The organism is Serratia sp. CY40230 (assembly GCF_052168835.1).
GTDB classification, from domain to species: Bacteria; Pseudomonadota; Gammaproteobacteria; order Enterobacterales; family Enterobacteriaceae; genus Serratia; species Serratia nematodiphila.
In genome coordinates, this window is sequence record NZ_JBJNLX010000003.1 from 119522 (window position 1) to 145735 (window position 26214).

General features: G+C 60.5%; 26 protein-coding genes. 20 read left to right on the plus strand and 6 right to left on the minus strand.

From position 1 onward, the window contains the following. Positions 1-62 precede the first annotated feature (62 nt). From yhdP to ACJ8IJ_RS12225, 4 genes are all read left to right on the plus strand, one after another. The gene (yhdP, locus tag ACJ8IJ_RS12210) at positions 63-3866 is read left to right on the plus strand and encodes an AsmA2 domain-containing protein YhdP (protein ID WP_442518721.1); all 3804 of its coding nucleotides are present in this window, start codon (positions 63-65) and stop codon (positions 3864-3866) included. After that, positions 3863-4723 carry a deaminated glutathione amidase gene (gene nit1 / locus ACJ8IJ_RS12215; RefSeq protein WP_075684898.1) on the plus strand — a complete coding sequence of 287 codons (861 nt, stop codon included), beginning with the start codon at positions 3863-3865 and terminating at the stop codon, positions 4721-4723. The genes yhdP and nit1 overlap by 4 nt, the downstream gene beginning before the upstream one ends. Before the next feature lie 7 nt (positions 4724-4730). After that, positions 4731-6176, plus strand: coding sequence for a metalloprotease TldD (tldD, locus tag ACJ8IJ_RS12220; RefSeq protein ID WP_016930234.1), 1446 nt, complete (start codon positions 4731-4733; stop codon positions 6174-6176). 151 nt (positions 6177-6327) lie between these two features. Then, positions 6328-7092 carry a CDP-diacylglycerol diphosphatase gene (locus tag ACJ8IJ_RS12225; protein ID WP_131165471.1) on the plus strand — a complete coding sequence of 255 codons (765 nt, stop codon included), beginning with the start codon at positions 6328-6330 and terminating at the stop codon, positions 7090-7092. Positions 7093-7151: 59 nt separating this feature from the next. On the opposite strand, the gene ACJ8IJ_RS12230 is transcribed toward ACJ8IJ_RS12225, so the two are convergent. After that, positions 7152-8831, minus strand: coding sequence for a PglL family O-oligosaccharyltransferase (locus ACJ8IJ_RS12230; protein WP_004936938.1), 1680 nt, complete (start codon positions 8829-8831; stop codon positions 7152-7154). 692 nt (positions 8832-9523) lie between these two features. Further along, positions 9524-10465 carry a uridine-preferring nucleoside hydrolase UriH gene (gene uriH, locus ACJ8IJ_RS12235; RefSeq protein WP_154871685.1) on the minus strand — a complete coding sequence of 314 codons (942 nt, stop codon included), beginning with the start codon at positions 10463-10465 and terminating at the stop codon, positions 9524-9526. A 207-nt stretch (positions 10466-10672) separates the two neighbouring features. Here uriH and ACJ8IJ_RS12240 point away from each other — a divergent pair, with 207 nt between their 5' ends. Both ACJ8IJ_RS12240 and ACJ8IJ_RS12245 read left to right on the plus strand, forming a co-directional pair. After that, positions 10673-10948: a double zinc ribbon domain-containing protein gene (locus tag ACJ8IJ_RS12240; RefSeq protein ID WP_004936944.1), complete on the plus strand. Its 276-nt coding sequence runs from the start codon at positions 10673-10675 to the stop codon at positions 10946-10948. After that, positions 10945-11289, plus strand: coding sequence for a hypothetical protein (locus ACJ8IJ_RS12245; RefSeq protein WP_442518720.1), 345 nt, complete (start codon positions 10945-10947; stop codon positions 11287-11289). Before ACJ8IJ_RS12240 ends, ACJ8IJ_RS12245 begins: the two co-directional genes overlap by 4 nt. On the opposite strand, the gene aaeR is transcribed toward ACJ8IJ_RS12245, so the two are convergent. Then, on the minus strand, positions 11280-12191 hold the full coding sequence (aaeR, locus tag ACJ8IJ_RS12250) for an HTH-type transcriptional activator AaeR (protein WP_015379188.1): 912 nt from the start codon (positions 12189-12191) through the stop codon (positions 11280-11282). The two genes, ACJ8IJ_RS12245 and aaeR, sit on opposite strands and share 10 nt — an antisense overlap. Positions 12192-12505: 314 nt before the next feature. Between aaeR and aaeX the strand changes: the two genes are divergently transcribed. From aaeX to ACJ8IJ_RS12275, 5 genes are all read left to right on the plus strand, one after another. After that, a complete protein-coding gene (gene aaeX / locus ACJ8IJ_RS12255; protein WP_004936952.1) occupies positions 12506-12709 on the plus strand; it encodes a p-hydroxybenzoic acid efflux pump operon protein AaeX in 204 nt (67 codons plus the stop codon). A 7-nt stretch (positions 12710-12716) separates the two neighbouring features. Beyond that, positions 12717-13652 carry a p-hydroxybenzoic acid efflux pump subunit AaeA gene (gene aaeA, locus ACJ8IJ_RS12260; RefSeq protein ID WP_004936954.1) on the plus strand — a complete coding sequence of 312 codons (936 nt, stop codon included), beginning with the start codon at positions 12717-12719 and terminating at the stop codon, positions 13650-13652. Next, complete coding sequence (aaeB, locus tag ACJ8IJ_RS12265; protein WP_033632003.1) at positions 13652-15619, plus strand: p-hydroxybenzoic acid efflux pump subunit AaeB; 1968 nt, start codon at positions 13652-13654, stop codon at positions 15617-15619. Before aaeA ends, aaeB begins: the two co-directional genes overlap by 1 nt. Positions 15620-15899: 280 nt before the next feature. Next, entirely contained in the window at positions 15900-16367 is a 468-nt protein-coding gene (locus ACJ8IJ_RS12270) for a ribonuclease (RefSeq protein ID WP_004936959.1), read from the plus strand. A gap of 5 nt (positions 16368-16372) precedes the next feature. Further along, complete coding sequence (locus ACJ8IJ_RS12275) at positions 16373-16672, plus strand: barstar family protein (RefSeq protein ID WP_004936963.1); 300 nt, start codon at positions 16373-16375, stop codon at positions 16670-16672. Positions 16673-16702: 30 nt separating this feature from the next. Here the strand turns inward: ACJ8IJ_RS12275 and yjgA are convergent, their stop codons facing one another. After that, positions 16703-17251 carry a ribosome biogenesis factor YjgA gene (gene yjgA, locus ACJ8IJ_RS12280; RefSeq protein ID WP_004936968.1) on the minus strand — a complete coding sequence of 183 codons (549 nt, stop codon included), beginning with the start codon at positions 17249-17251 and terminating at the stop codon, positions 16703-16705. Positions 17252-17430: 179 nt separating this feature from the next. On the opposite strand from yjgA, the gene pmbA reads away from it, so the two are divergent. Beyond that, complete coding sequence (gene pmbA, locus ACJ8IJ_RS12285) at positions 17431-18771, plus strand: metalloprotease PmbA (RefSeq protein WP_286093616.1); 1341 nt, start codon at positions 17431-17433, stop codon at positions 18769-18771. A 138-nt stretch (positions 18772-18909) separates the two neighbouring features. Then, a complete protein-coding gene (cybC, locus tag ACJ8IJ_RS12290; protein WP_015379185.1) occupies positions 18910-19296 on the plus strand; it encodes a cytochrome b562 in 387 nt (128 codons plus the stop codon). Positions 19297-19300: 4 nt separating this feature from the next. Here the strand turns inward: cybC and ACJ8IJ_RS12295 are convergent, their stop codons facing one another. Next, positions 19301-20083 (minus strand): AraC family transcriptional regulator, encoded by a 783-nt coding sequence (locus ACJ8IJ_RS12295; protein ID WP_131165439.1) that lies wholly within the window; start codon positions 20081-20083, stop codon positions 19301-19303. 283 nt (positions 20084-20366) lie between these two features. On the opposite strand from ACJ8IJ_RS12295, the gene ACJ8IJ_RS12300 reads away from it, so the two are divergent. Genes ACJ8IJ_RS12300 through ACJ8IJ_RS12310 form a run of 3 tightly spaced genes read left to right on the plus strand, consistent with a single transcriptional unit; the run spans position 20367 to position 23480 of the window. Beyond that, positions 20367-21821, plus strand: a complete 1455-nt coding sequence (locus ACJ8IJ_RS12300; RefSeq protein ID WP_049189106.1) for an FAD/NAD(P)-binding protein — start codon at positions 20367-20369, stop codon at positions 21819-21821. After that, the gene (locus ACJ8IJ_RS12305; protein ID WP_442518719.1) at positions 21818-22699 is read left to right on the plus strand and encodes a formyltransferase family protein; all 882 of its coding nucleotides are present in this window, start codon (positions 21818-21820) and stop codon (positions 22697-22699) included. The genes ACJ8IJ_RS12300 and ACJ8IJ_RS12305 overlap by 4 nt, the downstream gene beginning before the upstream one ends. After that, complete coding sequence (locus ACJ8IJ_RS12310) at positions 22692-23480, plus strand: sulfite exporter TauE/SafE family protein (protein WP_049241458.1); 789 nt, start codon at positions 22692-22694, stop codon at positions 23478-23480. The genes ACJ8IJ_RS12305 and ACJ8IJ_RS12310 overlap by 8 nt, the downstream gene beginning before the upstream one ends. Positions 23481-23517: 37 nt before the next feature. On the opposite strand, the gene rnk is transcribed toward ACJ8IJ_RS12310, so the two are convergent. Then, positions 23518-23928: a nucleoside diphosphate kinase regulator gene (gene rnk / locus ACJ8IJ_RS12315; protein ID WP_004936993.1), complete on the minus strand. Its 411-nt coding sequence runs from the start codon at positions 23926-23928 to the stop codon at positions 23518-23520. A 453-nt stretch (positions 23929-24381) separates the two neighbouring features. Here rnk and ACJ8IJ_RS12320 point away from each other — a divergent pair, with 453 nt between their 5' ends. From ACJ8IJ_RS12320 to ACJ8IJ_RS12335, 4 genes are read left to right on the plus strand one after another with little or no spacing between them, the layout of a single operon-like run. Beyond that, positions 24382-24699: a glycine dehydrogenase gene (locus ACJ8IJ_RS12320; RefSeq protein WP_086016691.1), complete on the plus strand. Its 318-nt coding sequence runs from the start codon at positions 24382-24384 to the stop codon at positions 24697-24699. A 36-nt stretch (positions 24700-24735) separates the two neighbouring features. Then, complete coding sequence (locus tag ACJ8IJ_RS12325; RefSeq protein ID WP_004937000.1) at positions 24736-25101, plus strand: glycine-rich SFCGS family protein; 366 nt, start codon at positions 24736-24738, stop codon at positions 25099-25101. Continuing rightward, positions 25101-25397, plus strand: coding sequence for a DUF4312 family protein (locus tag ACJ8IJ_RS12330; protein ID WP_004937003.1), 297 nt, complete (start codon positions 25101-25103; stop codon positions 25395-25397). Before ACJ8IJ_RS12325 ends, ACJ8IJ_RS12330 begins: the two co-directional genes overlap by 1 nt. 30 nt (positions 25398-25427) lie before the next feature. Beyond that, positions 25428-26204, plus strand: a complete 777-nt coding sequence (locus ACJ8IJ_RS12335; protein WP_004937006.1) for a DUF4311 domain-containing protein — start codon at positions 25428-25430, stop codon at positions 26202-26204. Positions 26205-26214: the final 10 nt, after the last annotated feature.

Genomic DNA, 26214 nt, shown 5'->3' on the forward strand with positions numbered 1-26214 from the left:
TACGCCGGGCCCGTCAGTGCATAGATATTCCCGTTGCCAGGCAGCGGAGCAAGGAGAACTGCGTGAGGCGACTGCCTGGGATTCTGTTAGCAACAGGCGCCACCCTAATCGTGATTGTGGCGCTGCTGATCAGCGGGCTGCGCCTGATGCTGCCGAAGCTGAACGACTACCGTCCCCAACTGCTGGCGCAGGTGGAGAAGCTGTCCGGCGTGCCCGTGCAGATGGATTTCCTACAGGGCAGTTGGGAAACCTTCGGCCCACAGCTTGAAGTGCGTAACCTGAGCGTTACGCTGCCCAAAAGCGATGTGCATATCGAGCGCGTGACGCTGGCGCTGGATGTGTGGCAGTCGCTGTTGCACTGGCGCTGGCAGTTCCGCGATCTGACCTTCTATCAATTCCGGCTTGATTTGAACGCCACGCTGGGCGGCGATCGGCAGGGCGATGGCCTTGAACCCGGTAAAATCAGCGATCTGATGCTGCGCCAGCTCGACCATTTCGATCTGCGCGACAGTCGTATCTCGTTCCTGACGCCCGCCGGCGCGCGCGCCGAATTCGACATTCCCCAGCTGACCTGGCTCAACGGCCGCGATCGCCACCGCGCCGAGGGGCAGATCAGTCTGTCTACGCTGAACGGCCAACACGGCGTGGTGCAGCTGCGCATGGACCTGCGCGATAATCAAGGCCTGCTGGATACCGGTACGGTCTATCTGCAGGCCGATAACATCGACATGAAACCCTGGTTTACCCGCTGGCTGCGCGCCAACACCGGGCTGGAAAGCGCCGACTTCAGCCTGGCTGCCTGGCTGCAGGTGCAGAACGGCCAGATCGCCGGCGGCCATGCGTTGCTCAAGCAGGGGGCGGCCAACTGGGACACCGGCGCCGCGCAGCACCGGCTGGACGTGGACAATCTGGCGCTGTCGCTGCGCCGCCAGGGCACCGGTTGGCAGCTCGACGTGCCGCAACTGCGGTTGAGCACCGACGGCCAGGCCTGGCCGCAGGGCGCGCTTTCCGCGCTGTGGCTGCCGGAAAACACCGAATTCATGGGGCCGGCGCAGAATGAAGAACTGCGTGTGCGCGCGACTGATATTCAGCTGGAGCGTCTGTCGGCGCTGTTGCCGACCTTCTCCTTCCTCAGCCCGGACGTGCTCGAGCGCTGGAACGATCTGCAGCCGCAGGGGCAATTGGAAGCGCTGGCGCTGGACATTCCGCTCAAGCAGCCGGAAAAGAGCCGTTTTCAGGCGCTGTGGCGCGATGTCAGCTGGCAGCGTTGGGAACTGCTGCCCGGCGTCAACCACTTCTCCGGTGCGCTGAGCGGCGGGGTGGAGAACGGCCGCCTGACGCTGGGGCTGGCAGGCAGCACCCTGCCTTACGGCGACATGTTCCGCGCCCCGCTTGAAATCAACAGCGCGCGCGGCGCGCTGACCTGGCGTTACAACGATCAAGGGTGGGAGCTGGCGAGCCAGGGGCTGGACGTCAAGGCGAAGTCGCTGTGGGTCAACGGTGATTTCCGTTATCAGCAGCCGGCCAAGGGCGATCCGTGGCTGAACATCCTGGCGGGCATCCGCCTGTATGACGGCGCCGACGCCTGGCGCTATTTCCCGGAGCCGTTGATGGGCAAGCATCTGGTGGACTACCTGAGCGGCGCCATTCAGGGCGGCCAGGTGGATAACGCCACGCTGATTTATTCCGGCGATCCGCAGCACTTCCCGTATCGTAAAAACGAAGGGCAGTTTGAAGTCTTCGTACCGCTACGTCACGCCACCTTCCAGTTCCAACCGGGCTGGCCGGCGCTGACCGATTTGGCGATCGATCTCGATTTCGCCAACGAGGGATTGTGGATGCATGCGCCGCAAACCCGATTGGGTAAGGTAGCGGGTAAAAATATCAGCGCGGTGATCCCGGATTACCTGAAAGAGCGGCTGCTGATCGATGCCGAAGTCGCGGGTGCGGGCAGCGACGTGCATGACTACTTCATGCAGACGCCGTTGCACGATTCGCTCGGGGCGGCGCTGGAGCAGCTGCAGATTGGCGGTGATGTCAGTGGGCGCTTACATCTTGATATTCCCCTGGACGGCGAGCAGGTCAGAGCCACCGGCGAAGTGGCGCTGAACAACAATTCGTTGCTGATAAAGCCGCTGGACAGCGAACTGCAAAAGCTCAGCGGCAAGTTCCGCTTCGACAACGGCAACCTGCAGAGCGACCCCCTGTCGGCCAACTGGTTCGGGCAGCCGGTGGCGGTCAACTTTTCCACGCAGGAAGGCGATCGCGATTACAAGATCAATGTCGGCCTGAAGGGCGACTGGCAGCCGGGCAAGTTCCCCGGCCTGCCAAAAGAGGCCGCTGATGCGCTCAGCGGCAGCGCGCCCTGGCAGAGCCAGGTGGCCATCACGCTGCCGCATCAGGGCTCGGCCAGCTATGATATCGGCATTGACGCGGATTTGAAGAAAGTGAGCAGTCACTTACCTTCACCGCTGGACAAGGCACCGGGCGAGGCACTGCCGGTGAACGTCAAGGTCAAAGGCGGTCTTAACGGCTTCACGTTGACCGGCAGCGCGGGCAAACAGAACCGCTTCAACAGCGAATGGAACTTCGACAAAAAACAGGTGAATCTGGCGCGCGCCGCCTGGCAAACCAACGGTGGCGGCACGCCGCCGCTGCCGGCCGGCAAGTCGATGACGCTGAACCTGCCGGCGCTGGACGGCGAGCAGTGGCTGGCGCTGCTGGCGCCGGCACTGAAACAGGGCGGCGGCAGCGGTCAGGTGGGCGGTTTCAGCTTCCCTACCACCGTGGCGCTGACCACGCCGCAGCTGCTGTTGGGCGGCCAGGCCTGGCATAAGCTGACGCTATCGGCCGAAAAACAGCTTGGCGCTACCCTGGTGAGCGCCAAGAGCGACGAAGTGGACGGCAGCCTGCGGGTGGTCGATCGCGGGCCGTGGCGCGCCGATATCAACTACCTGTATTACAACCCGCAGTTCGCCGAGACGAAAAACGCGGCGGGCGCACCGTCGCCGTCGACCGAGAAAGTTTCCTTCCGCGACTGGCCTTCGCTGATGCTGCGCTGTAAGTCGTGCTGGGTGCTGGGGCAGAACCTCGGCAAGGTCGAGGCGGATCTGACTAATCGGGGGGATACCCTGACGCTGGATCACGGTCTGGTCGATACCGGTAAAGGGCGTATGAGCGCCACCGGCCTGTGGAAACAAAACGCGCAGGAAGAGCGCAGCTCGCTGAAAGGCAAACTGCTCGGCGGCAAGATCGATGAAACCGCCGCCTTCTTCGGCATCACTATTCCGCTGAAGGGGGCGCCTTACGACGTGGACTTCGATCTGTACTGGCACGGCGCGCCGTGGCAGCCGCAGGTCGATACGTTAAGCGGCGCGCTGCAGGTCAAGATGGGCAAGGGCGAGATCGACAGCATGGGCGGCGGCCGCGCCGGCCAGCTGCTGCGGCTGGTCAGCTTCGACGCCCTGCTGCGCAAGCTGCAGTTCGATTTCAGCGATACCTTCGGCAAAGGTTTCTACTTTGATTCCATCCGCAGTACCGCCTGGCTGAAAGATGGCATAATGCATACTGATAATCTATTGATCGATGGCTTGGCGGCGGATATTGCTATGAGCGGCCAGATCGATTTGGCGCGCCGCCGCATCGATATGGAAGCGGTGGTGGCGCCGGCGATTTCAGCGACCGTCGGCGTGGCCACGGCGTTTGTCGTCAACCCGATCGTCGGCGCGGCGGTATTTGCCGCCTCGCAGGTGCTGGGGCCGCTGTGGAGCAAGATTTCGCTGATTCGCTACCATATCGGCGGCGATCTCGACCAGCCGAAGATCAATGAGGTACTTCGTAAGGCAAAGGAGGATAAGGCGTCATGAGGAATGCTAACGTTGCGTTGTTGCAGTTGTGCAGTGGCGATCAGGTGCGCGATAACCTGGCCCAGATTGAACAGCAGATCAAGCAGCTCAATGCCGGGGTAAAACTGGTCATGACGCCGGAGAACGCGCTGCTGTTCGCCAACTCCGCGGCCTACCGCCAACAGGCGGAAAAACAGGGCGATGGCCCGCTGCAGAACGCGGTGCGCGAGCTGGCGCGCCGCTATGGGGTGTGGTTGCTGGTGGGCTCGATGCCCTTGATCAGCCGCGAAAACCCGGAACTTATCACCACCAGCAGCCTGTTGTTCGACGAGCAGGGCGAGATCCGCGCCCGCTATGACAAACTGCACATGTTCGATGTGGATATCAACGATGCGCACGGCCACTACCGCGAGTCGGATACCTACCAGCACGGGCAGCACCTGACGGTGGTGGATACGCCGGTCGGGCGCTTGGGCATGACCATATGCTACGATCTGCGCTTCCCCGCGCTGTTCCAGGCGCTGCGGGCGCAGGGCGCCGAACTGATTTCGGTGCCGGCGGCGTTTACCCGGGTCACCGGCGAGGCGCATTGGGAAATCCTGCTGCGCGCCCGGGCGATCGAGAACCAGTGCATGATCCTGGCGCCGGCGCAGGTGGGGCGCCACGGGCCGACCCGTCGCACCTGGGGCCACACGCTGGCCGTCGACGGCTGGGGCAAGGTACTGGCCGAGAACCCGGACGCCGTGGCGGCGCTGAAGGTGCGCGTGGACACCGCAAGCCTGAAAAATATTCGTGCGCAGATGCCGGTGCTGCAGCACAACCGATTCCAGACGTCGCTGACGGCGCCGTCTGACAAGTTATCCTCCAATCAAGAGTGAAACCATTATGAGCCTGACGTTTGTCAGTGAGCAGTTACTCGCTACCAACAAGCTGAGTCATCAAGACCTGTACAGGGTACTGGGTCAACTGGCAGAACGCCGTATCGACTACGCCGACCTCTATTTCCAGTCCAGCTATCACGAAGCCTGGGTGATCGAGGACGGCATCATCAAGGATGGCTCTTACAATATCGACCAGGGCGTCGGCGTGCGCGCCGTCAGCGGTGAGAAGACCGGCTTCGCCTATGCCGATCAGATCACCCTGAATGCGCTGCAGCAGAGCGCCCAGGCGGCGCGCAGCATCGTGCGCGAGCAGGGCGACGGGCGGGCGCATACCCTGGGCGAAATCGGTTACCGGGCGCTGTATCCGCTGCTCGATCCGCTGCAAAGCCTGCCGCGCGAAGAGAAAATCGCCCTGTTGCACCGCGTCGACAAGGTGGCGCGCGCCGCCGATGCGCGGGTTCAGGAAGTGAACGCCAGCATCACCGGCGTTTACGAGCAGGTGTTGGTGGCCGCCACCGACGGCACGCTGGCGGCGGACGTTCGCCCGCTGGTGCGCCTCTCCGTCAGCGTGCTGGTGGAGCAGGACGGCAAGCGTGAGCGCGGCTCCAGCGGCGGCGGCGGCCGTTTCGGTTACGACTATTTCCTGGAAACCGTCGACGGCGACGTGCGCGCCGATGCCTACGCCAAAGAAGCGGTGCGTATGGCGCTGGTCAACCTCGGCGCGGTGGCGGCGCCGGCCGGCAATATGCCGGTCGTGCTGGGCGCCGGCTGGCCGGGCGTGCTGCTGCATGAGGCGGTGGGCCACGGCCTGGAAGGCGACTTCAACCGGCGCGGCACCTCGGTATTCAGCGGCCATATGGGTGAGCTGGTGGCTTCCGAACTGTGCACCGTAGTGGATGACGGCACCCTGCAAGGGCGCCGCGGCTCGCTGGCGATCGACGACGAAGGCGTGCCGGGCCAGTACAACGTGCTGATTGAAAACGGCGTATTGAGAGGCTACATGCAGGACAAGCTCAACGCGCGGCTGATGGGCGTCGCCCCGACCGGCAACGGCCGCCGTGAGTCCTACGCGCATCTGCCGATGCCGCGCATGACCAACACCTACATGCTGGCGGGCCAATCGACGCCGGAAGAGATCATCGCCAGCGTCGAGTACGGTCTGTACGCGCCGAACTTTGGCGGCGGTCAGGTGGACATCACCTCCGGCAAGTTCGTGTTCTCCACCACCGAAGCCTACCTGATCGAAAAGGGCCGCATCACCAAACCGGTGAAAGGGGCGACGCTGATCGGCTCCGGCATCGAGGCGATGCAGCAGATCTCGATGGTCGGCAACGATCTGGCGCTCGATAAAGGCGTGGGCGTGTGCGGCAAGGAAGGCCAGAGCGTGCCGGTAGGCGTCGGCCAACCGACGCTGAAACTGGATACGTTAACCGTCGGCGGCACGGCGTAATCTTTCCTCAAGGGGCCACGCGTTGGCCCCTCAACCATGCTCCATTTCGCGGCCTTTCTCGCATTCGTAACGCTAAGCGCGGCAGGACGCCGTAGCCTGCACGACATAATGGAATGAAATTGACGTGGCGAAAAAACAGAGCACGACAAGAATGACGCGCCTGGCGTTATCCGCTCGGCGTTGGCTGCTGGTGCTGGGCGTTCTGTCCCTGACGGGCTGCGCCCGTTCCGATGCGCTGTGGGGCGTGGTCGATAAACTCTGCATGGCCAACTATCAGCAAAAACGCAATCCGGCCCCGTGCGAGCAGATTTATATGCCGCAGGGGAAAGCGCAGGGCTTTAGCGTGCTGCAGAACCCGCGTTACCCTTATCACTTTATCCTGGTGCCGACGGCGCCGCTCTCCGGCATTGAAAGCCCGCAGCTGCTGGTTGGAGAACGGACGGACTATTTTGGCTATGCCTGGCTGATGCGTTACCGGCTGGCCGCCGAGTATGGCGGGCCGGTGCCGGATGATATGTTGGGCATGGCGATCAACTCCGCTTACGGCCGCAGCCAAAACCAGTTGCACATTCACCTGACCTGTCTGCGCGAGGACGTGCGGCGCCAATTGCAGGCGGAACGCCCCTACATACAGGAACAATGGCGGCCTTTGCCGGATAAGTTGTTGCGCCACACCTATTATGCTCGCCGCGTGATGCAGCCAGCCGTGATGGGCATCTACCCGATTAAGGATTTGGCAGATTATTTCCATCTGTCGCCGCCGCAGATGGCGGAATATGGCGTGGTCGTCGTTCCGACGACGTTTGCCGGCCGGCAAGGGTTTATCTTGCTGGCCTCGAAGCGCGGCTGGGACGTCGGCAATCGCGCGTCGGTAGAGTCGCTGCTGGATAAAGAGTGCGCGATATTGCCGCGTTGATTTTGCTACATAAATGACGGAGGTGAGAGCAACGAGGCATCGCTCTCACCTTGTTGTCCCTACCTGAACCGTGCATCCCGCGCAAACAGGAAAGCGGCTTCCCGCAGGCGAGCGTCGGCTTGTGCCTGATCCCCCTGATAGCGCAAGATCATGATCAGCGTGGCGTAGACGTTGGCGTCGATGCGGTGCTGCAGATAGGCATTGGCCCACTGCCGATAGCCGGTCAACAGGGCATCATCACGCGTCTGGTTGTAGACCAGCAGCGCGTGAGATTGCTCGTCGAAGGTTTTGCGCTCCCGGTAGATCCAAGCGGCCGGCGGCGGCATCTGCTCGATGCTGTCGATGTTGGCCAGCATAGTGCGCTCCGACTGGGTGAGCGCCATGCGCCCTTGCCAGGCGAAGACCGCCATCACCAGCACGCCGAGCGCCGCAAGCGCCACCGGCAGGCTCAGGGCTTTGGCGAACGGCAGCGGGCGGGGCTCGCCGCTTTGGCCGTCCAGCAGCGCCAGCAGCAGCAGAAACGCCAGCCAGTGCGGCGCAGACAGATAGAAAGGGTATTCCAGCTGGGTGTGTATCAGCATCGGCAGCAGCACCAGGAACAAGCCGACGCGCGCACCGTTCGGCTGTTCTCGATCCCGTTGCCAGGCGCTTTTCAGCAGCCGTACGCCGGCGGCAAGGACGATAGCGATACCTGCCAGCGCCGGCAGGCCACCCTCAACCCACCACAGCAGGATTTCATTGTGCGGATGCCCGGCGACTTCCAACACTTCTCGCCAGGGCATTTCCTGCAGGCGAAAGTGCGCGAAGCTGTATTCAAAACCGCCGTAACCCCAGCCCAGCAGCGGCTTGGCCAGGATCATGGCGCCGACGTCATGCAGCATGGTGAGGCGAGCGCTATTGGACAGCTCCCGACCGATCAGACCCGCGCGGCCATCCAGGCCGAAACCGGTGAACAACACCGTGGTACCGAACGCCACGCCCAGCAGCAGCGCGCCGCCGGCCCAGCGGCTTGCGGCCGGGCGTTGGCGGGCAAAGCGCCACAGCAGCAGCGCCGCCGCCAAGGCGCCGCCAAGCCAGGCGGCGCGCGACTGGATCAGCACCAGCAGGGCGGAGAAAACGGCCAGCAGCGCGAGCAGCGGGATTTGCCGCCGCGTCGGCGCAGAGAAGGGAGCCAGCAGCAGCCAGAGCGCCAAAGCCAGCCCGGTGGCGATAAAGCTGCCCAGCACGTTCGGTTGCTGAAAGACGCCGTAAACCCGGCTGCCGTTAGGGGATATCCAGGCCAGCGCAGGGGCGAACAGCTGCAGAGCCGCCAGCAATGCCTGAACGCCGACGGCGAACAGCAGGCCGTACAGCAGCAGGCTGCGCTGACGGGGAGTTGGGCGCAGCTGCAGGCAGGCGACATAGAACAGCCAACCGCCGAGCAAACCGGCGCAGCGCCACAGGGCATCTTCGCGCCACTCGGGGCGGGTATACAGCAGCGGCAGCGCCAGTACGGCGATGCCGAGCAGTAACCGCCGGGCGGTGGGGGTCAGCGAAAGGCGGATGCGACCCAGGCAAACGGTAAACGTCACGATCAGCGTAGTGAGCGCCATGACGCCCCAGGCCAGAATGTTTTGCGGCAGCGCCAGACCGCCGCCGCCCATGTTGGGGTGATAAATCGGCAGGATCACCGCCATCCAGATCAGCAGCAGGGGCAGCACGGCGATGGTTGCTGCGTTAGCGGGAGATTTATCGGCCATGGTTAACCTGCCAAGGCCTGATAGCGTTTATGAAATGCATGTTTTGATTATTCCCTATCCTTTATCCTGATGTTGAAATGCATGTAATGTTCAATTCGAAAATGTCTCATGGGAAATTTAATCCGTCTTCATGGTGAAGCGATAAATAATGTTTACCCTGAGAATGCGCGAGGCCGTGTGCCTAAAGAAAGGTTAAGCCGTATTTTTCACCCGTAAAAGGCATTTTTGTTGTTTACAAAAACAGATGCGCTATTTTCTCAAATCTATTGTGATTCAGTCAATTTTTAATCGAATGTTATTTTTGTTTATTAAAATCAGTTGATTGAGCGTTGTCTTGACGTGTGTGAATATCGTGAGGTATCTCGGCGATGGCCTATGTCGGTAGTCAATGTGAAGAATAAAATAGGGATATTATTGTTTAATTTATTTCGTCAGCGGCGGCGTGACGGCGGAGATTTATTCCATCGTTTCCCATTGCTGATTTTTAAATTCAATGTGATTTTTATGGTTTTATTTTTATTAAGATTCTTCTTGTCTTTATCTGTTTTTTTTAATTTTTATAAAATGACTTATTGTTAGGATTGTTCTGCTGCATTGGAAATAAAAGAGGTTATGGCTTGAGCCTCCCGTTGCCGCGGCAGAATACGGACTAACGCGCCTGCCCAAGCGCGTTAATCTCGTCTCTTGTGCGCTTACTCCACGTCGCCGATCCGCTCCAGCGCATCCACCACCAGATCCCAGAATTTATCCTGATCCAGTTTGACCGCCACCTGGGTGTGGCAATCCGGCGGCGGCGGCGTGCGGAAGTCCGCCACCGTCATGCCTAAGGTGAGGGTGCCGGTCAGCTCTATATTTACCGGCGCTTTGCGCACCGTCATGACGCTCGGGTCGATCACATAGGCCACCGCGCATGGATCGTGCACCGGCGGGGCGCTGAAGCCCTGCGCCTGTTGGTACATACGCCCAAAGAATGCCAGCAGCTCGCCGACGAAGGCGGCCGGCCGGGTGCCGAGGGCGGCGATGCGTTCGCAGACTGCCGGCGTGGCCAGCGCCTGGTGGGTGAGATCCAGCCCGACCATGGTGAGCGGCCATTTTTCGTTGAACACGATGTGTGCCGCCTCGGGATCGATTTTGATATTGAACTCCGCCACCGCGCTCCAGTTGCCCACATGATAGCCGCCGCCCATCAGCACCACTTCCTTGACCCGTTCGGCAATGCGCGGCTCTTTACGCACCGCCATGGCGATATTGGTCAGGCCGCCGGTCGGCACCAGCGTCACGCTGCCCGGCGGGTGGGCCATCACGGTCTCGATGATCAGGTCTACCGCGTGGCGTGAGTCCAACTGCAGGTGGGGTTCCGGCAGCACCGGGCCATCGAGGCCTGAGTCGCCGTGAATGTCGGGCGCCACTTCGATATTGCGCACCAGCGGACGCGGGCAGCCGGCGGCGAAGGGGACGCCGGTGATATTGGCGATACGGGCCACCGCCAGGGCGTTGCGCGTCACTTTGTCCAGCGTCTGGTTACCCACCACGGTGGTGACCGCCAGCAGGTCGATCTGCGGATTGCCCCAGGCCAGCAACAGAGCGATGGCGTCGTCATGCCCCGGGTCACAGTCCAGTATGATTTTTTTCATGGTTATTCCTGATGCAGGGAGAGGTTTCCGCAGCATAACGCAGCGCGACGGCGTGGGATAATGCCGATGGTGCTTTTGTTAACGGCATCAAAGCCTTGCCACTTTTACGATGTAATGAAACGTAAATCCTGCTCGCCGGGCTTTACCCTGTAGTTTACTCCAGGGTTTACAGTGAGGTTCAGCGTCAATGCACAGAGGAGAGGCGGGATGAGCTTACTGAAACGGTTGTTGGGGCAAGGCGGTATTCACGGCGGTCATCAGCGCGCGGGCCACGGCGGCGGGCATCATGGCAACCGCTATAACCAGCATGGCGAGCCGGGGCCGCAGTGCCCGGAATGCCGGGCAGTGAATAAATCGGGCGCCCGTTATTGCCACCGCTGCGGTCAGCCGTTTGCCGCGCTAAGCGCCACCTGCGGCCAGTGCGCCGCACCGTTGCCGCCGGGTAGCCGCTTTTGTCCGCAGTGCGGCGGCGGTGTGCCGTGAACCGGGGCGGTTGGACACTCGCGCTGCTGCTGGGCGCCATGGCGCTATGGACGCTGCTGGCCTGGGGCGTAGCCGGGGTGCTGGCCTGGCTCCCGGCGTTGGCGGAGGCAGCCGGGAAGGCATCGTTGCCGGTGAACGGTGCGCTGAGCCTGGTGCCGCAGGCGGTGCTGGACGCCTGGCTGCCATGTCTGAAACAGCTGGGCAGCGGGCTGGCGAGCTATTTTCCTGTGCTGCTGACCTGGGCGGGCTACGCCGTCTGGTTGCTGTGGGGCTTCGGCATGGTGGCGCTGACGCTGCTGGCCGCGCTGGCGCGCCGCTATTTGAGCGCCGCTCAGCGATAGCCCTGATAGACCGCCGCTACGCGTTCGAAATAGTCGGTTAAATAGTTGATGCACACCTGCACCTTCAGCGGCAGTTTGTCTTTCTCGGTATAGAGCGCGTAGATCGGCCGCGGATCCGAATGGTAGCTTTTGAACAGGATCTCGATCTCGCCGCGTTTGATCTCTTCGATCACCCACATCAGCGGGGCGTAGGCGATGCCGGCGCCGTTTTTCAGCCAACGGATCATGGTGGAGGAGTCGTTGGTGACGAAGCGCCCCTGCGGGGAAATGCGTGTGGTGATGCCTTCCGGCGACATCAGTTCAAATTCGCTGTCGGGCCGCACGCTGTACTCCAGCCAGGAGAAGTTGACCATGTCGCTCGGCTTCTGCGGCGTACCGTGCTGGATCAGGTAGCTTTTGGCGGCGCACACCACCATCGGCATCTGCCCCAGGCGGCGGGAGAACAGGCTGGAGTCCTGCAGCGCCCCGGTGCGGATCACCAGATCCAGTCCGTCGGTGATCAGATCCGGCGCCGGAATGCCGGTTACCAGGTTGACCGTCAGGCCTGGGTACTCTTTCATCATCTCGGCGGTCATGTTCGCCAGCACGTTTTGCGCCATGGTGGATGAGCTGCCGATGCGCAGCGTGCCGGCGGGCGTATTGTTAAATGCGTACAGCTGCTCATGCACCTCGCTGACTTCTTGCAGCATGCGTCGGCAGCCCTGATAGTAGATTTTGCCGGCCTCGGTCAGGCCGATGCTGCGCGTGCTGCGGTTCAACAGCTTGACCTGCAGTTCATTTTCCAGTTTCGAGACGGTCTGACTGATCGATGAAACGCTCATGTCGAGTTGGCGTGCGGCCGCGGTAAACGACCCGAACTCAACCACTTTGGCGAATACCGACATCCGTTTTAATCTTTCCATTATTCACTCTGGCTTAAAAGTGATTTAGATCACAGATTGTTGATGCCTTGATAGTAAGCAGGCTAATATAACGTGGTCGGGTGAATAGACCTTACCAACGTGCGAGAGCGATCGGCAACGCAATCCTGCCGCTCCTCCGGCACCCTCGCAATCCCTGTCGTGGATGTCTGCCCCCAAGTTTAACCTTTTTTCGGGTTCGTGACCTGGACAAGCTGTCCGGTCAAGATTTGTGGCGCGCGCACGCTAAAATGTAAAGAGAATGTGAATGGCGAGATGTGTCTTTCCCCGGCGTAGTGAACAATAAGGAAAAAGTGATGAGTTTGCTTCCGGTTATGGTCATCTTCGGGCTGTCGTTTCCGCCGGTGTTTTTCGAGCTGCTGGTGTCGCTGGCGCTGTTTTTTCTCTTGCGCCGCCTGCTGCAGCCGACGGGGATTTACGATTTTGTCTGGCATCCGGCGCTGTTTAACACCGCGCTGTATTGCTGCTTGTTTTATCTGATTTCGTGTCTTTTTGTTTGAGGTCGCTGTGAAAAATTTTTCGATAAAAATAACCCGAATCGCGATCACTTTGATTCTTGTGCTGTTGGGCATCGCCGCGATATTCAAGGCCTGGGTGTTCTACACCGAGTCGCCGTGGACGCGTGATGCCAAGTTTACCGCCGATGTGGTGGCGATCGCCCCGGACGTCAGCGGCCTGCTGACCGACGTGCCGGTGGTGGATAACCAACTGGTGAAGAAAGGCCAGGTGCTGTTCGTGGTCGATCGGCCGCGTTATGAGCAGGCGCTGGCGGAAGCCGGCGCCGACGTCGCCTACTATCAGACGCTGGCGGCGGAAAAACGGCGCGAGGCCGGCCGCCGCGTGAAGCTGGGCGTGCAGGCGATGTCGCAGGAAGAGATTGACCAGTCGAACAACTCACTGCAGACCGTGCAGCACCAGTTGGCGAAGGCCATTGCGGCGCGCGAGCTGGCGCAGCTGGATCTGGAACGCACCACGGTGCGGGCGCCGGCCGATGGCTGGATCACCAACCTCAACGTCCATGCCGGCGAATACATCACCCGCGGCTCGGTGGCGGTGGCGCTGGTGAAGAAAGATTCCTTCTACATCCTGGCGTACCTGGAAGAAACCAAGCTGAATGGCCTGAATAAGGGCGACCGCGCGGAGATCACCCCGCTCGGCAGCAACCGCATCATGCACGGCACCGTCGACAGCGTGGCGGCGGCGGTGAACAACAGCAGCAGCACGGTGAACAACAAAGGGTTGGCCTCGATCGACAGCAACCTGGAGTGGGTGCGCCTGGCGCAGCGCGTGCCGGTGAAGATCCTGCTGGACGCCAAGGATCAACAGCATCCGTACCCGGCCGGCACCACCGCCACCGTGGTGATCGTCGGCAAGAACGATCGCAATGCCGACAGCGGCTCGCCTTTTGTGCGCCTGATGCACCGGCTGCGTGAGTTCGGCTAATGAGCAGCCCAACCTTTATCCGGCTGAGATTCGCCTTCAAACTCAGCTTCGCGATTGTGTTTGCGCTGTTCGTCGGCTTCCATCTCAATCTGGAAACCCCGCGCTGGTCGGCGATGACCGCCGCCATCGTCGCCGCCGGCCCGGCCTTTGCCGCCGGCGGCGAACCCTTCTCCGGCGCCATCCGCCACCGCGGCTGGCTGCGCATTATCGGCACCTTTATCGGTTGCTTCGTCGGCCTGATCATTATCATCACCACCGCCCGCGCGCCGGTGGTGATGCTGTTGCTGTGCTGCATCTGGGCCGGTTTCTGCACCTGGATCTCTTCGCTTATCAAGGTGGAGAACTCCTATGCCTGGGGGCTGGCCGGGTATACCGCGCTGATCATCATCGTGACTGTCGCCACCAGCGAGTCTCATCTGCTGGAAGCGCCGCAGTTCGCCATCGAACGTTGCAGCGAGATCGTGCTGGGGATCGTCAGCGCCGTGTTGGCGGATCTGCTGTTCTCGCCGCGTTCGATCAAACAGGACATCGATCGGGCGGTGGATCAGCTGCTGGTGGCGCAATACCGCCTGATGCAGATGTGCATCAGCAATGCCGACAAAGAGGATATCGATCGCGCCTGGAGCAATCTGGTGAAGAGCACCACGGCGCTGGACGGCATGCGCAACAACCTGATGATGGAGTCCTCGCGCTGGCAGAAGGTCAACCGCCGGGTAAAAGCGCTGCATACGCTGTCGCTGACGCTGATCACCCAGGCCTGCGAAACCTATCTGATCTTGTTGAATCACCCGGACGCGCTGAAAGACAGTCTGCGTGAGCAGCTGATGGTCCCGGCGGAAACCCCGCAGGAGATCCACAAGCGCATGAAGCTGCTACGCCAGGTGCTGACCACGCATCGTTCCGAGGAAACGCTGCCGACCCTCACCGGCTGGGTCGGCGCGGCGACGCGCTACCTGCTGCTGTCGAAAGGTGTGCACGCCAACTGCAGCATCAGCGCGGTGGAAGAGGGGGTGTTGAGCAACGAAACCGTGGTCAAGCCGACTTCGGCGGAAGGGCATCACGCGATGATCAACGGCCTGCGCACCTTTGTGGCGACGGCCTTCGGCAGCCTGCTGTGGCTGTGGACCGGCTGGACGTCCGGCAGCGGTTTTATGGTGATCATCGCGGTCATCACCTCGCTGGCGATGCGCACCCCGGCGCCGCGCATGGTGGCGATGGATTTCGTGCTGGGCATGCTGGCGGCGATCCCGGTCGGCTCTCTGTTCTTCATGGTGATCCTGCCGGCGACGCAGCAGAGCATTTTGCTGCTGTGTCTCAGCCTCGGCCTGCTGGCGTTTTTCATCGGCATCGAGGTGCAGAAGCGGCGGCTCGGTTCGCTGGGGCTGCTGGCCGGGACCATCAACATTCTGGTGCTGAGCAACCCGATGGAGTTCAACGTCACCCAGTTTCTCGACGGGGCGCTGGGCCAGTTCCTCGGCAGCTGCGTTGGGCTGATGGTGCTGCTGCTGATCCGCGACAATTCGCGTGAACGCACCGGCCGCACGTTGCTCAACCAGTTCGTCAGCAGCGCGGTGTCGGCGCTGACCACCAAGGCGGCGCGTCGTCGGCAAAACCACCTGCCGGCGCTGTATCAGCAGCTTAACCAGCTGCTGATGATGTTCCCGAACGACATCGCCAAGTATCGTCTGGCGCTGAACTTGATCATTGCCCACCAGCGCATGCAGCGGGCGGAGATTCCGGTCAGCGAAGAGCTGTCGGCCTTCCACCGCCAGATCCGCAGCACCGCCGATCGGGTGGTCTCCGCCAAGAACGACGTCAAGCGCGCCTATTACTACGATCGCTTGCTGGGTGAAATGAACGAGTACCAGCAGAAGCTGGTGGACAATCAGGCGCCGCTCAGCGTCACCGGGCCGGTGAAACGCCTGGCCGACATGCTGCATCGCTATCGTCACGCCTTGATCGATTGATGCGTTCCCTCCTGTTGCGCCGCGTTGTGCGGCGCCTTCCCTGACTATACTGAAAGCAGCGCCTGGCATGGCGAGCCGTCTCATGTGAGGCGGCCCGTTTTCAGAGAGACTCCGAGTGCCAGAACGACTGGAAAGTGGCATCATTGTCATGAGTGGATGAAACGCTTACCGCCGCAAAAACGTGACGTGCCGGTCATCTTAGTTTCATCCAGGTCGGCTATATACCTAACTAGCCTGGGGGAGCTGCGGCGCCTTCGGCGGCATAATTTCAGGGAATGTCATGAACAAGCGGATTCTGTTGGCGATTGTCATCGCCGTGGTCATCGCCGTCTTCAGCGCGCTGCGCGGCAACGAGCACCGTGCGATCGGCGGCAATGCGACGGTGGTACAAGCGCCGGCGGGGCAACAGCAAAGCATCGATCGGCTCACGCAGCAGCAAACGGTGGTGAGCTACCTGCAGCAGCATCAGCGGCTTCCGGGCTATTACGTCACCAAGAAGCAGGCGCGCGAGCAGGGCTGGGACCCGCGTTCAGGCAACCTCTGTGCGGTATTGCCGGGCAAGGCGATTGGCGGCGATCGATTCTCTAACCGTGAAGGGCAACTGCCGAGCGCCGGCGGCCGGGTCTGGCGCGAAGCGGACATCAATTACCAGTGTGGCCGGCGCGGCGCCGATCGCCTGCTGTATTCGAGCGATGGTCTGATCTTCGTCACGCGCGACCATTACAAAAACTTCATTCGTGTGGAGTGAGTTTGATGGCAAAAGTAGAGTTTGATTTTGAACAGATCCAGGATGTGCCGACCTTCTACCGCGATTTTGCGCACAAGTTTGCGCTGGACGAGGGATTCGGCGCCAACCTCGACGCGCTGTGGGACGTAGTGACCGGCGATATCGGTCTGCCGGTGGAAATCGAGTTCACTCACCTGAATGCCCGCAGCAAGCGTCGTTTCGGCGCGATCATTCTGCTGTTTGAAGAGGCGGAAGAAGAGCTGGAAGGCAGCCTGCGCTTCAATATCCGCGAAAGCAGCGGCGAACCGGCACATCACCGGGGATGAAACGGGTTCATCCCGGGATGGCGGCGGCGCTTAGTCGGCCGCTTCGGCCAGCTCGCGCAGGTATTGGAAGATCTGGCGGTAAGCCTTAGGCGGCTTGTTGGCGGCCTTCTCTTTCTGCGCGTTGCGCACCAGTGAACGCAGCTGTTGGCGATCGGCGGCCGGATACAGATCCAGGATCGACGGAATGACGTCATCGCCTTCTTCGACCAGACGGTCGCGCAGCGCTTCCAGCTTGTGGAACAGCGAAACCTGCTGGTTGTGGCGGTTTTTCAGCTTGTCGAGCGCGGTCTGGATCGGCTCGATATCGCGGGCGCGCAGCATTTTACCGATCAGCTGCAGCTGACGGCGACGGCCCTCTTTTTTGATCTTCTGCGCCAGTTCGATGGCGGCACGCAAATCTTCATCCAACGGAATGCGATCCAGCGCGTTTTTGCCCAGATCGACCATTTCGGCCCCCAGGTCTTTCAGCGCTTCGGCATCACGTTTAATCTCACTTTTACTGACCCAGATAATCTCGTCATCGTCCTCGTTTTCATTCTCCGGGACATCGTCGAGCCAGTCTTCAGGCTGTTTGTTCATGGTAGGCTCCGTTAAAAAGAGGCTAATCCTAACAGGTTGCCGGCTTTATGCGAAATTCAACGCGGTTCCTGTTAGACTCAACGGCAGAGATCTCAGGATTTTTGCGCGCCGCTCCGCGTGCACAACTACGCCGCTCCGGCACTTTTCTCAACGATTTTCTGATTAATTATGGCAGATTGATGAAAGTAGTCACTCAAGTTGCAGAACAGCGCAAGGCGCTGGAACAGGCCGTTTCTCAGGCGCTGGAGCTGGCCCGCGCCGGTTCCGACGCGGCGGAAGTCGCGGTCACCAAATCGACCGGCATCAGCGTCAGCACCCGCTTCGGCGAAGTGGAAAACGTCGAGTTCAACAGCGATGGCGCGCTGGGCATTACCGTGTATCACCGCCAGCGCAAAGGCAGCGCCTCTTCCACCGATCTCAGCCCGGACGCCATCGCCCGCACCGTACAGGCGGCGCTGGACATCGCGCGCTATACCTCTGAGGATCCCTGCGCCGGCCCGGCTGAGAAAGATCTGCTGGCGTTCGAGGCGCCGGATCTCGATCTGTTCCACCCTACCGAGCTGGACGCCGATCGCGGCATCGAGCTGGCGGCGCGCGCCGAGCAGGCTTCGCTGGCGGCGGACAAACGCATTACCAACACCGAAGGCGGCAGCTTCAACAGCCACTACGGCATCAAGGTGTTCGGCAACAGCCACGGCATGCTGCAAAGCTACTGTTCCAGCCGTCACTCGCTGTCCAGCTGCGTCATCGCAGAACAGGACGGCGACATGGAGCGGGATTACGCTTACACCATCGGCCGGGCGATGGGCGATCTGCACAGCCCCGAGTGGGTGGGGCAGGAGTGCGCCCGCCGCACGCTGGCGCGTCTTGCGCCGCGCAAACTGTCGACCATGAAGGCGCCGGTGCTGTTCGCCTCCGAAGTGGCCACCGGGCTTTTCGGCCATCTGGTGGGCGCCATCAGTGGCAGCAGCGTCTACCGTAAATCCACTTTCCTGCTGGACTCGCTCGGCAAACAGATCCTGCCGGCGTGGCTGACCGTCGAGGAGCATCCGCACCTGCTGAAAGGGCTGGCGTCAACGCCGTTCGACAGCGAGGGCGTGCGCACCCAGCGGCGCGATATCATCAAGGACGGCGTGCTGCAGACCTGGTTGATGACCAGCTACTCGGCGCGCAAGCTGGGCCTGCACAGCACCGGCCATGCCGGCGGCATCCATAACTGGCGCATTGCCGGGCAGGGCGCTGACTTCGCCGGCATGTTGAAACAGCTTGGCACCGGCCTGGTGGTCACCGAGTTGATGGGCCAGGGCGTCAGCGGCGTCACCGGCGATTACTCGCGCGGCGCCGCCGGTTTCTGGGTGGAAAATGGTGAGATCCAGTACCCGGTCAGCGAGATCACCATTGCCGGCAACCTGAAAGACATGCTGCGCAACATCGTCAGCGTCGGCAGCGATATCGAAACCCGCAGCAATATCCAGTGCGGTTCGGTGCTGCTGCCGGAAATGAAGATCGCCGGTCAATGATCCTCTGCGCGGCCGGTGCCCGCCGGTCGCGCGTTATCCCGTCTCAACCTTGCTTACAAATCTCCGGTTTCGGTTTTGCCCGGCCTTGCCTATGGTAACGGTGGGTTAATTAAAACAATAACTGGAAGGTGAGCAAACATGCAGAATACCCTGAAAGCGCTGGCGGCGTTGACGCTGCTGGCAGCCAGTTCGCTGGCGGTCGCTGCCGATCTGGGCGACGATATGGACACCCTGGCGGAAAACTACAAAACGGTGCTGAATACCGACTCCGCCGCTACCCTCAAACAGAGCCTGCAGAACATGCGCGCCGCCGCGCAGGATGCCAAACAGGGCACCCCGCCGAAGCTGGAAGACAAAGCCGCCGACAGCCCGGAGATGAAAGATTTCCGCAGCGGGTTGGACACCCTGATCGGCCAGATCGATCAGGCGCTGGCGCTGGCCAATCAGGGCAAAGTCGCTGAAGCGAAGCAGCTGGCGCAAGGCTTCAAGCAAACCCGCGACGCCAACCACAAGAAATTCCGCTAATCCGTCAACCGTCGCGCCCGTCTTCCGTCAGATAGGAGGAGGGCGCCTGCCCCAGCACGCGGCGGAACATGGTTGAAAACGCCGCGCTGCTGTCATATCCCATCTCCATCGCCACCTGCGTCACGCTGTGCCCTTCGGCCAGCAGCGCCAGCGCCAGCACCACGCAGGCGCGCTGGCGCCATTGCGAAAAAGGCAGGCCGGTCTGCGCGCGAAAGAAGCGGCTGAAGGTGCGAATGCTCATGTACAGACGAGGGGCCCATTGCTGCGCGGAGTCGTGAGCGTCGGGGTGCTGCAAAAAGGCGCGGCACAGCTCACCCAGCCGAGGATCGGCGGGCAGCGGGATGTGCAACGGCAAAGGTTGCAGCCGGGCCAGCTCGTGCAGCAGCAGCGCCGCCAGCGCTCCGTCGCGGCCCTGTTGTTCATACTCCAGCGGCATATCCACCGCCGCCATCAACAGCTGGCGCATCAGCGGCGTGACGCTGACCACCTGACATACCTGCGGGCGTTCGGCGGGCAACGCACCGGGTTCGAGGTACAGGCTGCGGGTGGTGACGCCGACCATCCGCACCGCGTGCGGCATCTGCGGCGGCAGCCACACCGCGTGCTGCGGCGGAACGACCCAATTGCCTTGCTGCGTGAAAACGTGCATGACGCCGGTAGCGCCGTACAGCAACTGCGCGCGCCGGTGGCTGTGCATTGGCAGCAGGTGCCCCGGCGGATAATCGGTGCCGATGGCGATCACCGCGCGGGTTACGTGGTCGATGTCATCAATGCGGACGTTGCGCATGTGTTCTCTTTGGCGGGCAAATTGGCCGAAACGCAATGATAGTTGGCCTTTCATATAAAGCAAGCCAGCGACGGTCGCCCTACTATCGGGGCAGAAAAATAACGCTTGTTCGGGGCGCCGTTATTTTATCGGCCATGAAACCCGTACAAGTCTTCACACCAGGGTGGGACGAAGGTTCTCGTTCTCGCAATACAAGAAGTTAATAAGGAATAAAGCGTCATTTTATTCCAACACCTGAAGCAATAGTTCTTAGCGCAGTTCAATGACTATAAGGTGATATTTCATGTATAAGTTCGGTGTGATTGGCGGCGGGGCCGCCGGCATCTCTTTTGCCTATAACTTTATAAAAAATAAGTCGGTTAATCATTGCAAAAGGCCGCTTTCCCTGACGGTTTTCGACAAGCAGGGATTTAAAGGCGGTATGGCATACAGCAGCGATTTTGACAGCCATATATTAAATATGACGCCGGAAAATATGTCGGCGGATATTTTCGACGAAGCGCACTTCGTTGATTGGATCGCCATGCATTTTCCGCAGTTTTGCCAGGATCGTTATCCGCCGCGCTGGCTGTATCGGGAATATCTCGATTTTATTCGCGACATGACGATATATATGGCGGCGGACAGTAACGTAGCGCTGAATTTCGTGACCGCCGAAGTGAATGCCATCGCGCCGCACGAAGCCGGCTATCGGCTGACCACCGCCTGCGGCGGCGCCGAGCAGATGAACGCGCTGGTGCTGTGTTCGGGGCACAACCCGCCGGAATGCCTTTACCCGGTGGATGGGGTGATCGCTTATCAGGCTCATCAGGATCTGCCGCCGATCAACCCTTATTCGAGCATCGGCGTGATCGGCTGCAGCCTGACGGCGATTGACGCCATCGTTGAACTGATGGAGCGGCTGGGAGCGACCGACATCTGCGCCCTGTCGCGCTCGGGCCTGTTCCCCAGCGTGCAGCCGGCGCTGATGCGTCCGCCGCCGGAGGCGTTTGTTGAGGCGCTGCGGCGCTTTGTCGCCGGCCGCGATTTTATTGACGCGCATCAACTGGTGCATGCGATCAACGCCGCGCTGGCGCGCCACTATCCGGGGCCGGAGCGGCTGACGGTGCTCTCGGCGCTGGGGGAAAGGCGCGATTGCTACCGCGATCTGGCGGACAGCCTCGATCGCGCGCGCTTTGCCAGGGAGCATATCTGCAGCTATCTGGCGGCGATCCACCCGGCAGTGTGCGCCGCCTGGGTCAAGATGGATGCCAACAACCGGCAGGTCTTCATGCGCTTTTACAACTCCTCCTGGATGCGCAATCGGCACGCCATGCCGATCAAGAATGCCTACAAGATCGTGGCGGCGCTGGAGAGCCAACGCCTGCGCGCCTGCGGCGGCCTGGTGGATATCAGCAAGGCAACGGACGGGTTTATCCTTCGTTGCCATGAGACGCGGGTGCACGCGCAGTATCTGTTCAACTGTACCACGCCTTCCTATCAACTGCCGCCCAACCGCCTGAGCCAGCAGCTGCTGCAAGACGGGCTGGTGCAAGAGAACCTGTTCGGCGGCGTGAAGTGCAACCCGCATACGCTGAAAATCGCCGACCGACGCGGCCGTGAGCAGCATCTCTACTCGCTCGGCGCGCCCGCCAAGGGCGATCTTTTTTATACCTCGGCGATGGAATCCATCACGCGGGATATCAGCAAAATCGTGTTCAACAACCCTATTTTCAACGCAAAGAAGGCTGAAGTATGAAAAACGTAGCGCTCTTTGTCGGCAACGACATTTTCTCCTGGCTGGTGTGTCAGGATCTGATCGCCGCCCTGAAAGGCGAGTGTGCTTTTACGGTGTATTTCCCCCTGGCGAAAAGCGGCGGCCGCACCCAGGAGCCGGCGGTTCGCCGCCTGGGGCTGTACGAGCGCGAGGTGCTGAACGATTTTGTGTTCCCGTTCGTTGGCCGCAACGCCGCCGCCTGTGAGGGTGCCTATCAACCGCCGGCCCTGTTCTTGGCCGCCGCCGGGGTCAAAGCGCATCGCGTTCTCGACATCAATGACGCCACGTTTATCAGCAGCCTGGAGCATATGGACGCGGTGATCTCCCTGCGCTGCTATCAGAAATTCTCCGCCGACTATGTGCGCGCCTTCAGCCGACGCGGCAAGCTGCTGTGGAACCTGCACCCCGGCGACTTGCCGCGCTATCGCGGGGTGATGACGCTATTCCGCGCAATGATGAACGGTGACAAGGGCTGTGCGGTGACGCTGCATGAAATGGATGAGCACTGGGACGCCGGCCCGGTGCTCGCCCGTCTGTCCGCCGAGCTGCGTCACGATCTGTCGTTCCTGGAAAACATGATGTTGCTGGGCGTGCAGAGCGGCACCTTCCTGGCGCGCCAGCTTATGCGGGCGGAACGGCGTGAAGCGATAGCGGCGGAAAAGCAGGGTGATTCGCGCTATTGGGGCTTCCCGGACGCACAGACGCTGGCGCGGGCGGAACAGGCGGGCATTGAGTTGGTGGATCACGACGCCGTGCGCGATCAGTATCTGGGGCTGTTCGTCGGCGATCGTTTCCACCCGCTGGCGGGGCAGTTCTGCGCCGGGTTCGACGACTTCGTGCGGGCGCACGGCCATGATTGAAACGTTGATTGTACTGGGTGCCGGTTTTCTGACCGGCATCACCACCATTCTGTTCGGCTTCGGCGGCGGCTTTGTGGTGGTGCCTTTTGTCTATCACCTGATCTCCGCCTCGGGCGAGCAGCCCGGTCAGGCGATGCATATTGCTGTAGCGACCTCGACAGCGGTGATGATCCTCAACGCGAGTTATGCCACCCTGACCAACTGGCGCAGCGGCAACCTGCTGCGAGAAACCATCGTACCGCTGATCTTTTTCATCGGCATCGGCGCGGCGCTGGGCGCGTTCGCCTCCTCGCTGCTGGCGGACGGCGTGATCCGCTGGCTGTTTGTGGTCTATATGGCGGTGACCATCGCCGACTGTCTGTTCCGCCGGGGCTTCCTGATCAAACCGGCGCGCGCCGAACTGTCTCCCGCCACGTTGTGGGGCGGCGGGCCGTTGATCGGCGGCATCGCCACGCTGCTGGGGGTGGGCGGCAGCGTGATGACCGTGCCGCTGCTGCGTCGCCATGGTTACGACATGAAATATTGCGTCAGCGCCGCCAACCCGCTGTCGATCCCGGTGGCGGTGATCGGGGCGCTGATGTATATCGTGTTGGGGTGGCGCGAGATGAGCGGGCCGCAGTATCTGGGCTACGTCAATCTGAACATTCTGGGGCTGCTGGTGGCGGCGGGGATTGCGGGGATTGTGTTTGCCAGGCGCTGTTTGCCGAAGGTGAGCGATGCGCTGCATGCCAAAATCTACGTGCTGCTGCTGATCGCCGTGCTGATCGCTATCTGCCTCTGAGACAGAAAGGGCGGCCGGATGCCGCCCTGAAAACCGCTTAACGGTGGTATTCGCCCGCCGCTTCCGGCTGGTACAGCAATTCCAGCACTTCAATTCGCGCTTCTTCACCGTTCGGCAATTGCCAGGAGATCTGCTTGCCGACGTGCATGCCGAGCAGCGCTGCGCCCAGCGGCGCCATCACCGACAGCTGATCGTGGCTGTCTTTCAGCGAAGCTGGGTAGACCAGCGTGCGCACATGCTCTTCATCGGTGTGCAGATCGCGAAAACGCACGCGGCTGTTCATGGTCACCACGTTGGCCGGCATTTTCTCCGGCGGCAGGATTTCCGCGCGATCCAACTCGTCGTTCAGCGCGGCGGCGACGTCGGTGTTGGCAAAGGCCGGTTGTTCCAATAGCGCATCCAGGCGTTCCGCATCCAGCTCATTAATAGTAATGATGGGTTTGGTCATTCCACTCTCCAGTCAAATCAAAGGGCGCCAGTCTGTGCGCCCATAAATTCGGAAAAACAACACAAAGCAACACCCCCGCGCCAGAGGAGCGGGGGTGTGGGTAATGTCGATTTGTCCCATTGATAGTAGGCGGTTGGGGCGAGAAAAGAAAGAGATCCCGATCACGAAGGCTTTTATCGTCAATCGAGGCAAAAAAAACCGTTAGCCGGGTTATGTATTTGTTATCTCATTCACTTTTTCGCCGCAGGGCCATTTTGCGAAATGGATCTCCGCGCGTCATTCGATTTCCACTTCGAACTGGAAAAAACCGGTCTCCACAGAAAATCTTGCCGGGGGTAGGGTAAAGACATCACAGAAAGCGGGTTATTCAGGTGATGCGCTTTACGGCTTACTGATTAATGTGGGATCTAGGGGTACTGAAAAGTGAATGATGGATCTGCTTCATTAAAAGAAATTGAACAATCCGATATCAGCGAAGCCGGTGAGATCACCGCTCGGGTGCTGGCGGATATTACCGCGATGCTGAATGCTGAGAATATTTATACCAATGCGGTGCAGCAACAGATGCTGGAATCGCATATTCGCGCCATGGTGCTGCGCTCAATAACCGGCGAGCCGTTGCCGGAGGTGGATAAATCATTGTTCGACGAAATTTCCGCCGAGTCCATGCAAATGGCGGAGCGCGTGGTGGATCAGTTTGGCACATTGCCTATCGAAGAGGCCTATTTGCTGTCCGTGCACTTCGAAGTGGCGAAAGATAATAACGCATAGCGGTTAACGCATCGATTTCAATCAGGAGAATATACCATGGGTCAAATTACCGTAGTGATCGGCGATCGTTTGGGCAAAGGGCAAAAAGTCGGCCAGGGCGTTGAAAACGCAGGCGGAAAAGCGGTGGTTATCCCCGGCGTGGCGGCGGATATGAAGCTGGGCGACGTCATGAAAGCGGAAAACGCGCAGCTGGGCATCTCTTTTTGCGGCAGCGGCGGCGCCGGTGCGATTACCGCGCAAACTAAATACGGCTACAAAGCCAAATACGGCATGCGTTCGGTGGAAGAGGGCGTGACGGCAATTAACGAAGGCTGCAACGTGCTGGGTTTCGGCTTTATGGATAAAGAAGAGCTGGGCCAGAAACTGGTGGAAGCCTACGTCAAAAAACATGGCAACCCATAATGAAAGAGCAATATACCACATCGGTAAAGGTGGAGGGTAAAGGCGACAGCAAAGCGAAAGCTTTTGCTTCCGCCTTGGCTAATGTGCAGGGCGCGGTATTAAAGTCCACCAACAATATTCTGCTGCGCATCGAGCCGCAGGACGTCAGCGTAGTGAAGGCGGAAGAGAAAATAACTAAAGAGAAATTTCTTTTCTTCTTTTTGCCGCGTGAAAGAAAGAGCTATGCCGTTTCTCTGGAAATAACCGTGAACGTAACCATTATCAATACCGAGAAGGTTGTCTTCGTCACGAAATAAAAACGTTAGCATAAATGAAAGGGTATACTGATGTTTTTAATCATCTTATTTAAATCGATTATTATCGGTGGGCTGGTGGGGGTCGGCGTAGGGGCCGGCGCCGCACGCATGTTCCACGCACCGACAACACAGGGCATGGGAGCGTTTCGCACCCTGGGCGAGCTGAACTCCTGCGAGGGCGATCCGGCTTCCCACTTCTCCTTCGGTCTGGGCTTCTTCTTCAACGCCTGGGCATCTTCCGTGGCGGCGGGCTCCTTCACGCAGGACGTCGATCACCGCATCATCCCGCACTGGGGCGCGGCGGCTTTGATGGTCAAAAACCGCAATCTGGCGCAAACGCTGCACGATCCGAAAAAAATGGCTATCGCCTGCGGCATCATCGGCATGTTGGTGGTGGCGTTCCTCAATACCACCGCTTCCGCCGTGCCTGCCGCGCTGCAGGTCACCGCGATCAAGGTGCTGGTGCCGGCGGCCAACCTGCTGGTGAACACCGTGATGCCGGTGATCTTCTGGCTGGCGGCGATCGACGCCGGGCGCCGTTCCGGCTTCTGGGGCACCATCTTCGGCGGCCTGGCGCAGCTGATCATGGGCAACGCCGTACCGGGCCTGGTGCTGGGCATTCTGATCGGCAAGGGCGTGGAAGAGAGCGGCTGGAACAAGATCACCAAGATCATGATGGCGGTGATCGTGCTGCTGTTCGTGCTGAGCGGCTTCTTCCGCGGCTTCGACATGAAAGTTCTCGAGTCCTTCAGCCTCGGCGTGCCGGGCTGGCTGGACGCCATTCACAACACCCTGAGCGGTAAATAAGGAGCGGGAT

Coding starts and splice junctions, on each gene's coding strand:
- nit1 (WP_075684898.1), top strand. CDS start 3,863: ATGAGGAATGCTAACGTTGCGTTGTTGCAGTTGTGCAGTGGCGATCAG.
- tldD (WP_016930234.1), top strand. CDS start 4,731: ATGAGCCTGACGTTTGTCAGTGAGCAGTTACTCGCTACCAACAAGCTG.
- ACJ8IJ_RS12225 (WP_131165471.1), top strand. CDS start 6,328: ATGACGCGCCTGGCGTTATCCGCTCGGCGTTGGCTGCTGGTGCTGGGC.
- ACJ8IJ_RS12230 (WP_004936938.1), bottom strand. CDS start 8,831: ATGGCCGATAAATCTCCCGCTAACGCAGCAACCATCGCCGTGCTGCCC.
- uriH (WP_154871685.1), bottom strand. CDS start 10,465: ATGAAAAAAATCATACTGGACTGTGACCCGGGGCATGACGACGCCATC.
- ACJ8IJ_RS12240 (WP_004936944.1), top strand. CDS start 10,673: ATGAGCTTACTGAAACGGTTGTTGGGGCAAGGCGGTATTCACGGCGGT.
- aaeR (WP_015379188.1), bottom strand. CDS start 12,191: ATGGAAAGATTAAAACGGATGTCGGTATTCGCCAAAGTGGTTGAGTTC.
- aaeX (WP_004936952.1), top strand. CDS start 12,506: ATGAGTTTGCTTCCGGTTATGGTCATCTTCGGGCTGTCGTTTCCGCCG.
- aaeB (WP_033632003.1), top strand. CDS start 13,652: ATGAGCAGCCCAACCTTTATCCGGCTGAGATTCGCCTTCAAACTCAGC.
- ACJ8IJ_RS12270 (WP_004936959.1), top strand. CDS start 15,900: ATGAACAAGCGGATTCTGTTGGCGATTGTCATCGCCGTGGTCATCGCC.
- ACJ8IJ_RS12275 (WP_004936963.1), top strand. CDS start 16,373: ATGGCAAAAGTAGAGTTTGATTTTGAACAGATCCAGGATGTGCCGACC.
- yjgA (WP_004936968.1), bottom strand. CDS start 17,251: ATGAACAAACAGCCTGAAGACTGGCTCGACGATGTCCCGGAGAATGAA.
- pmbA (WP_286093616.1), top strand. CDS start 17,431: ATGAAAGTAGTCACTCAAGTTGCAGAACAGCGCAAGGCGCTGGAACAG.
- cybC (WP_015379185.1), top strand. CDS start 18,910: ATGCAGAATACCCTGAAAGCGCTGGCGGCGTTGACGCTGCTGGCAGCC.
- ACJ8IJ_RS12295 (WP_131165439.1), bottom strand. CDS start 20,083: ATGCGCAACGTCCGCATTGATGACATCGACCACGTAACCCGCGCGGTG.
- ACJ8IJ_RS12300 (WP_049189106.1), top strand. CDS start 20,367: ATGTATAAGTTCGGTGTGATTGGCGGCGGGGCCGCCGGCATCTCTTTT.
- ACJ8IJ_RS12305 (WP_442518719.1), top strand. CDS start 21,818: ATGAAAAACGTAGCGCTCTTTGTCGGCAACGACATTTTCTCCTGGCTG.
- ACJ8IJ_RS12310 (WP_049241458.1), top strand. CDS start 22,692: ATGATTGAAACGTTGATTGTACTGGGTGCCGGTTTTCTGACCGGCATC.
- rnk (WP_004936993.1), bottom strand. CDS start 23,928: ATGACCAAACCCATCATTACTATTAATGAGCTGGATGCGGAACGCCTG.
- ACJ8IJ_RS12325 (WP_004937000.1), top strand. CDS start 24,736: ATGGGTCAAATTACCGTAGTGATCGGCGATCGTTTGGGCAAAGGGCAA.
- ACJ8IJ_RS12330 (WP_004937003.1), top strand. CDS start 25,101: ATGAAAGAGCAATATACCACATCGGTAAAGGTGGAGGGTAAAGGCGAC.
- ACJ8IJ_RS12335 (WP_004937006.1), top strand. CDS start 25,428: ATGTTTTTAATCATCTTATTTAAATCGATTATTATCGGTGGGCTGGTG.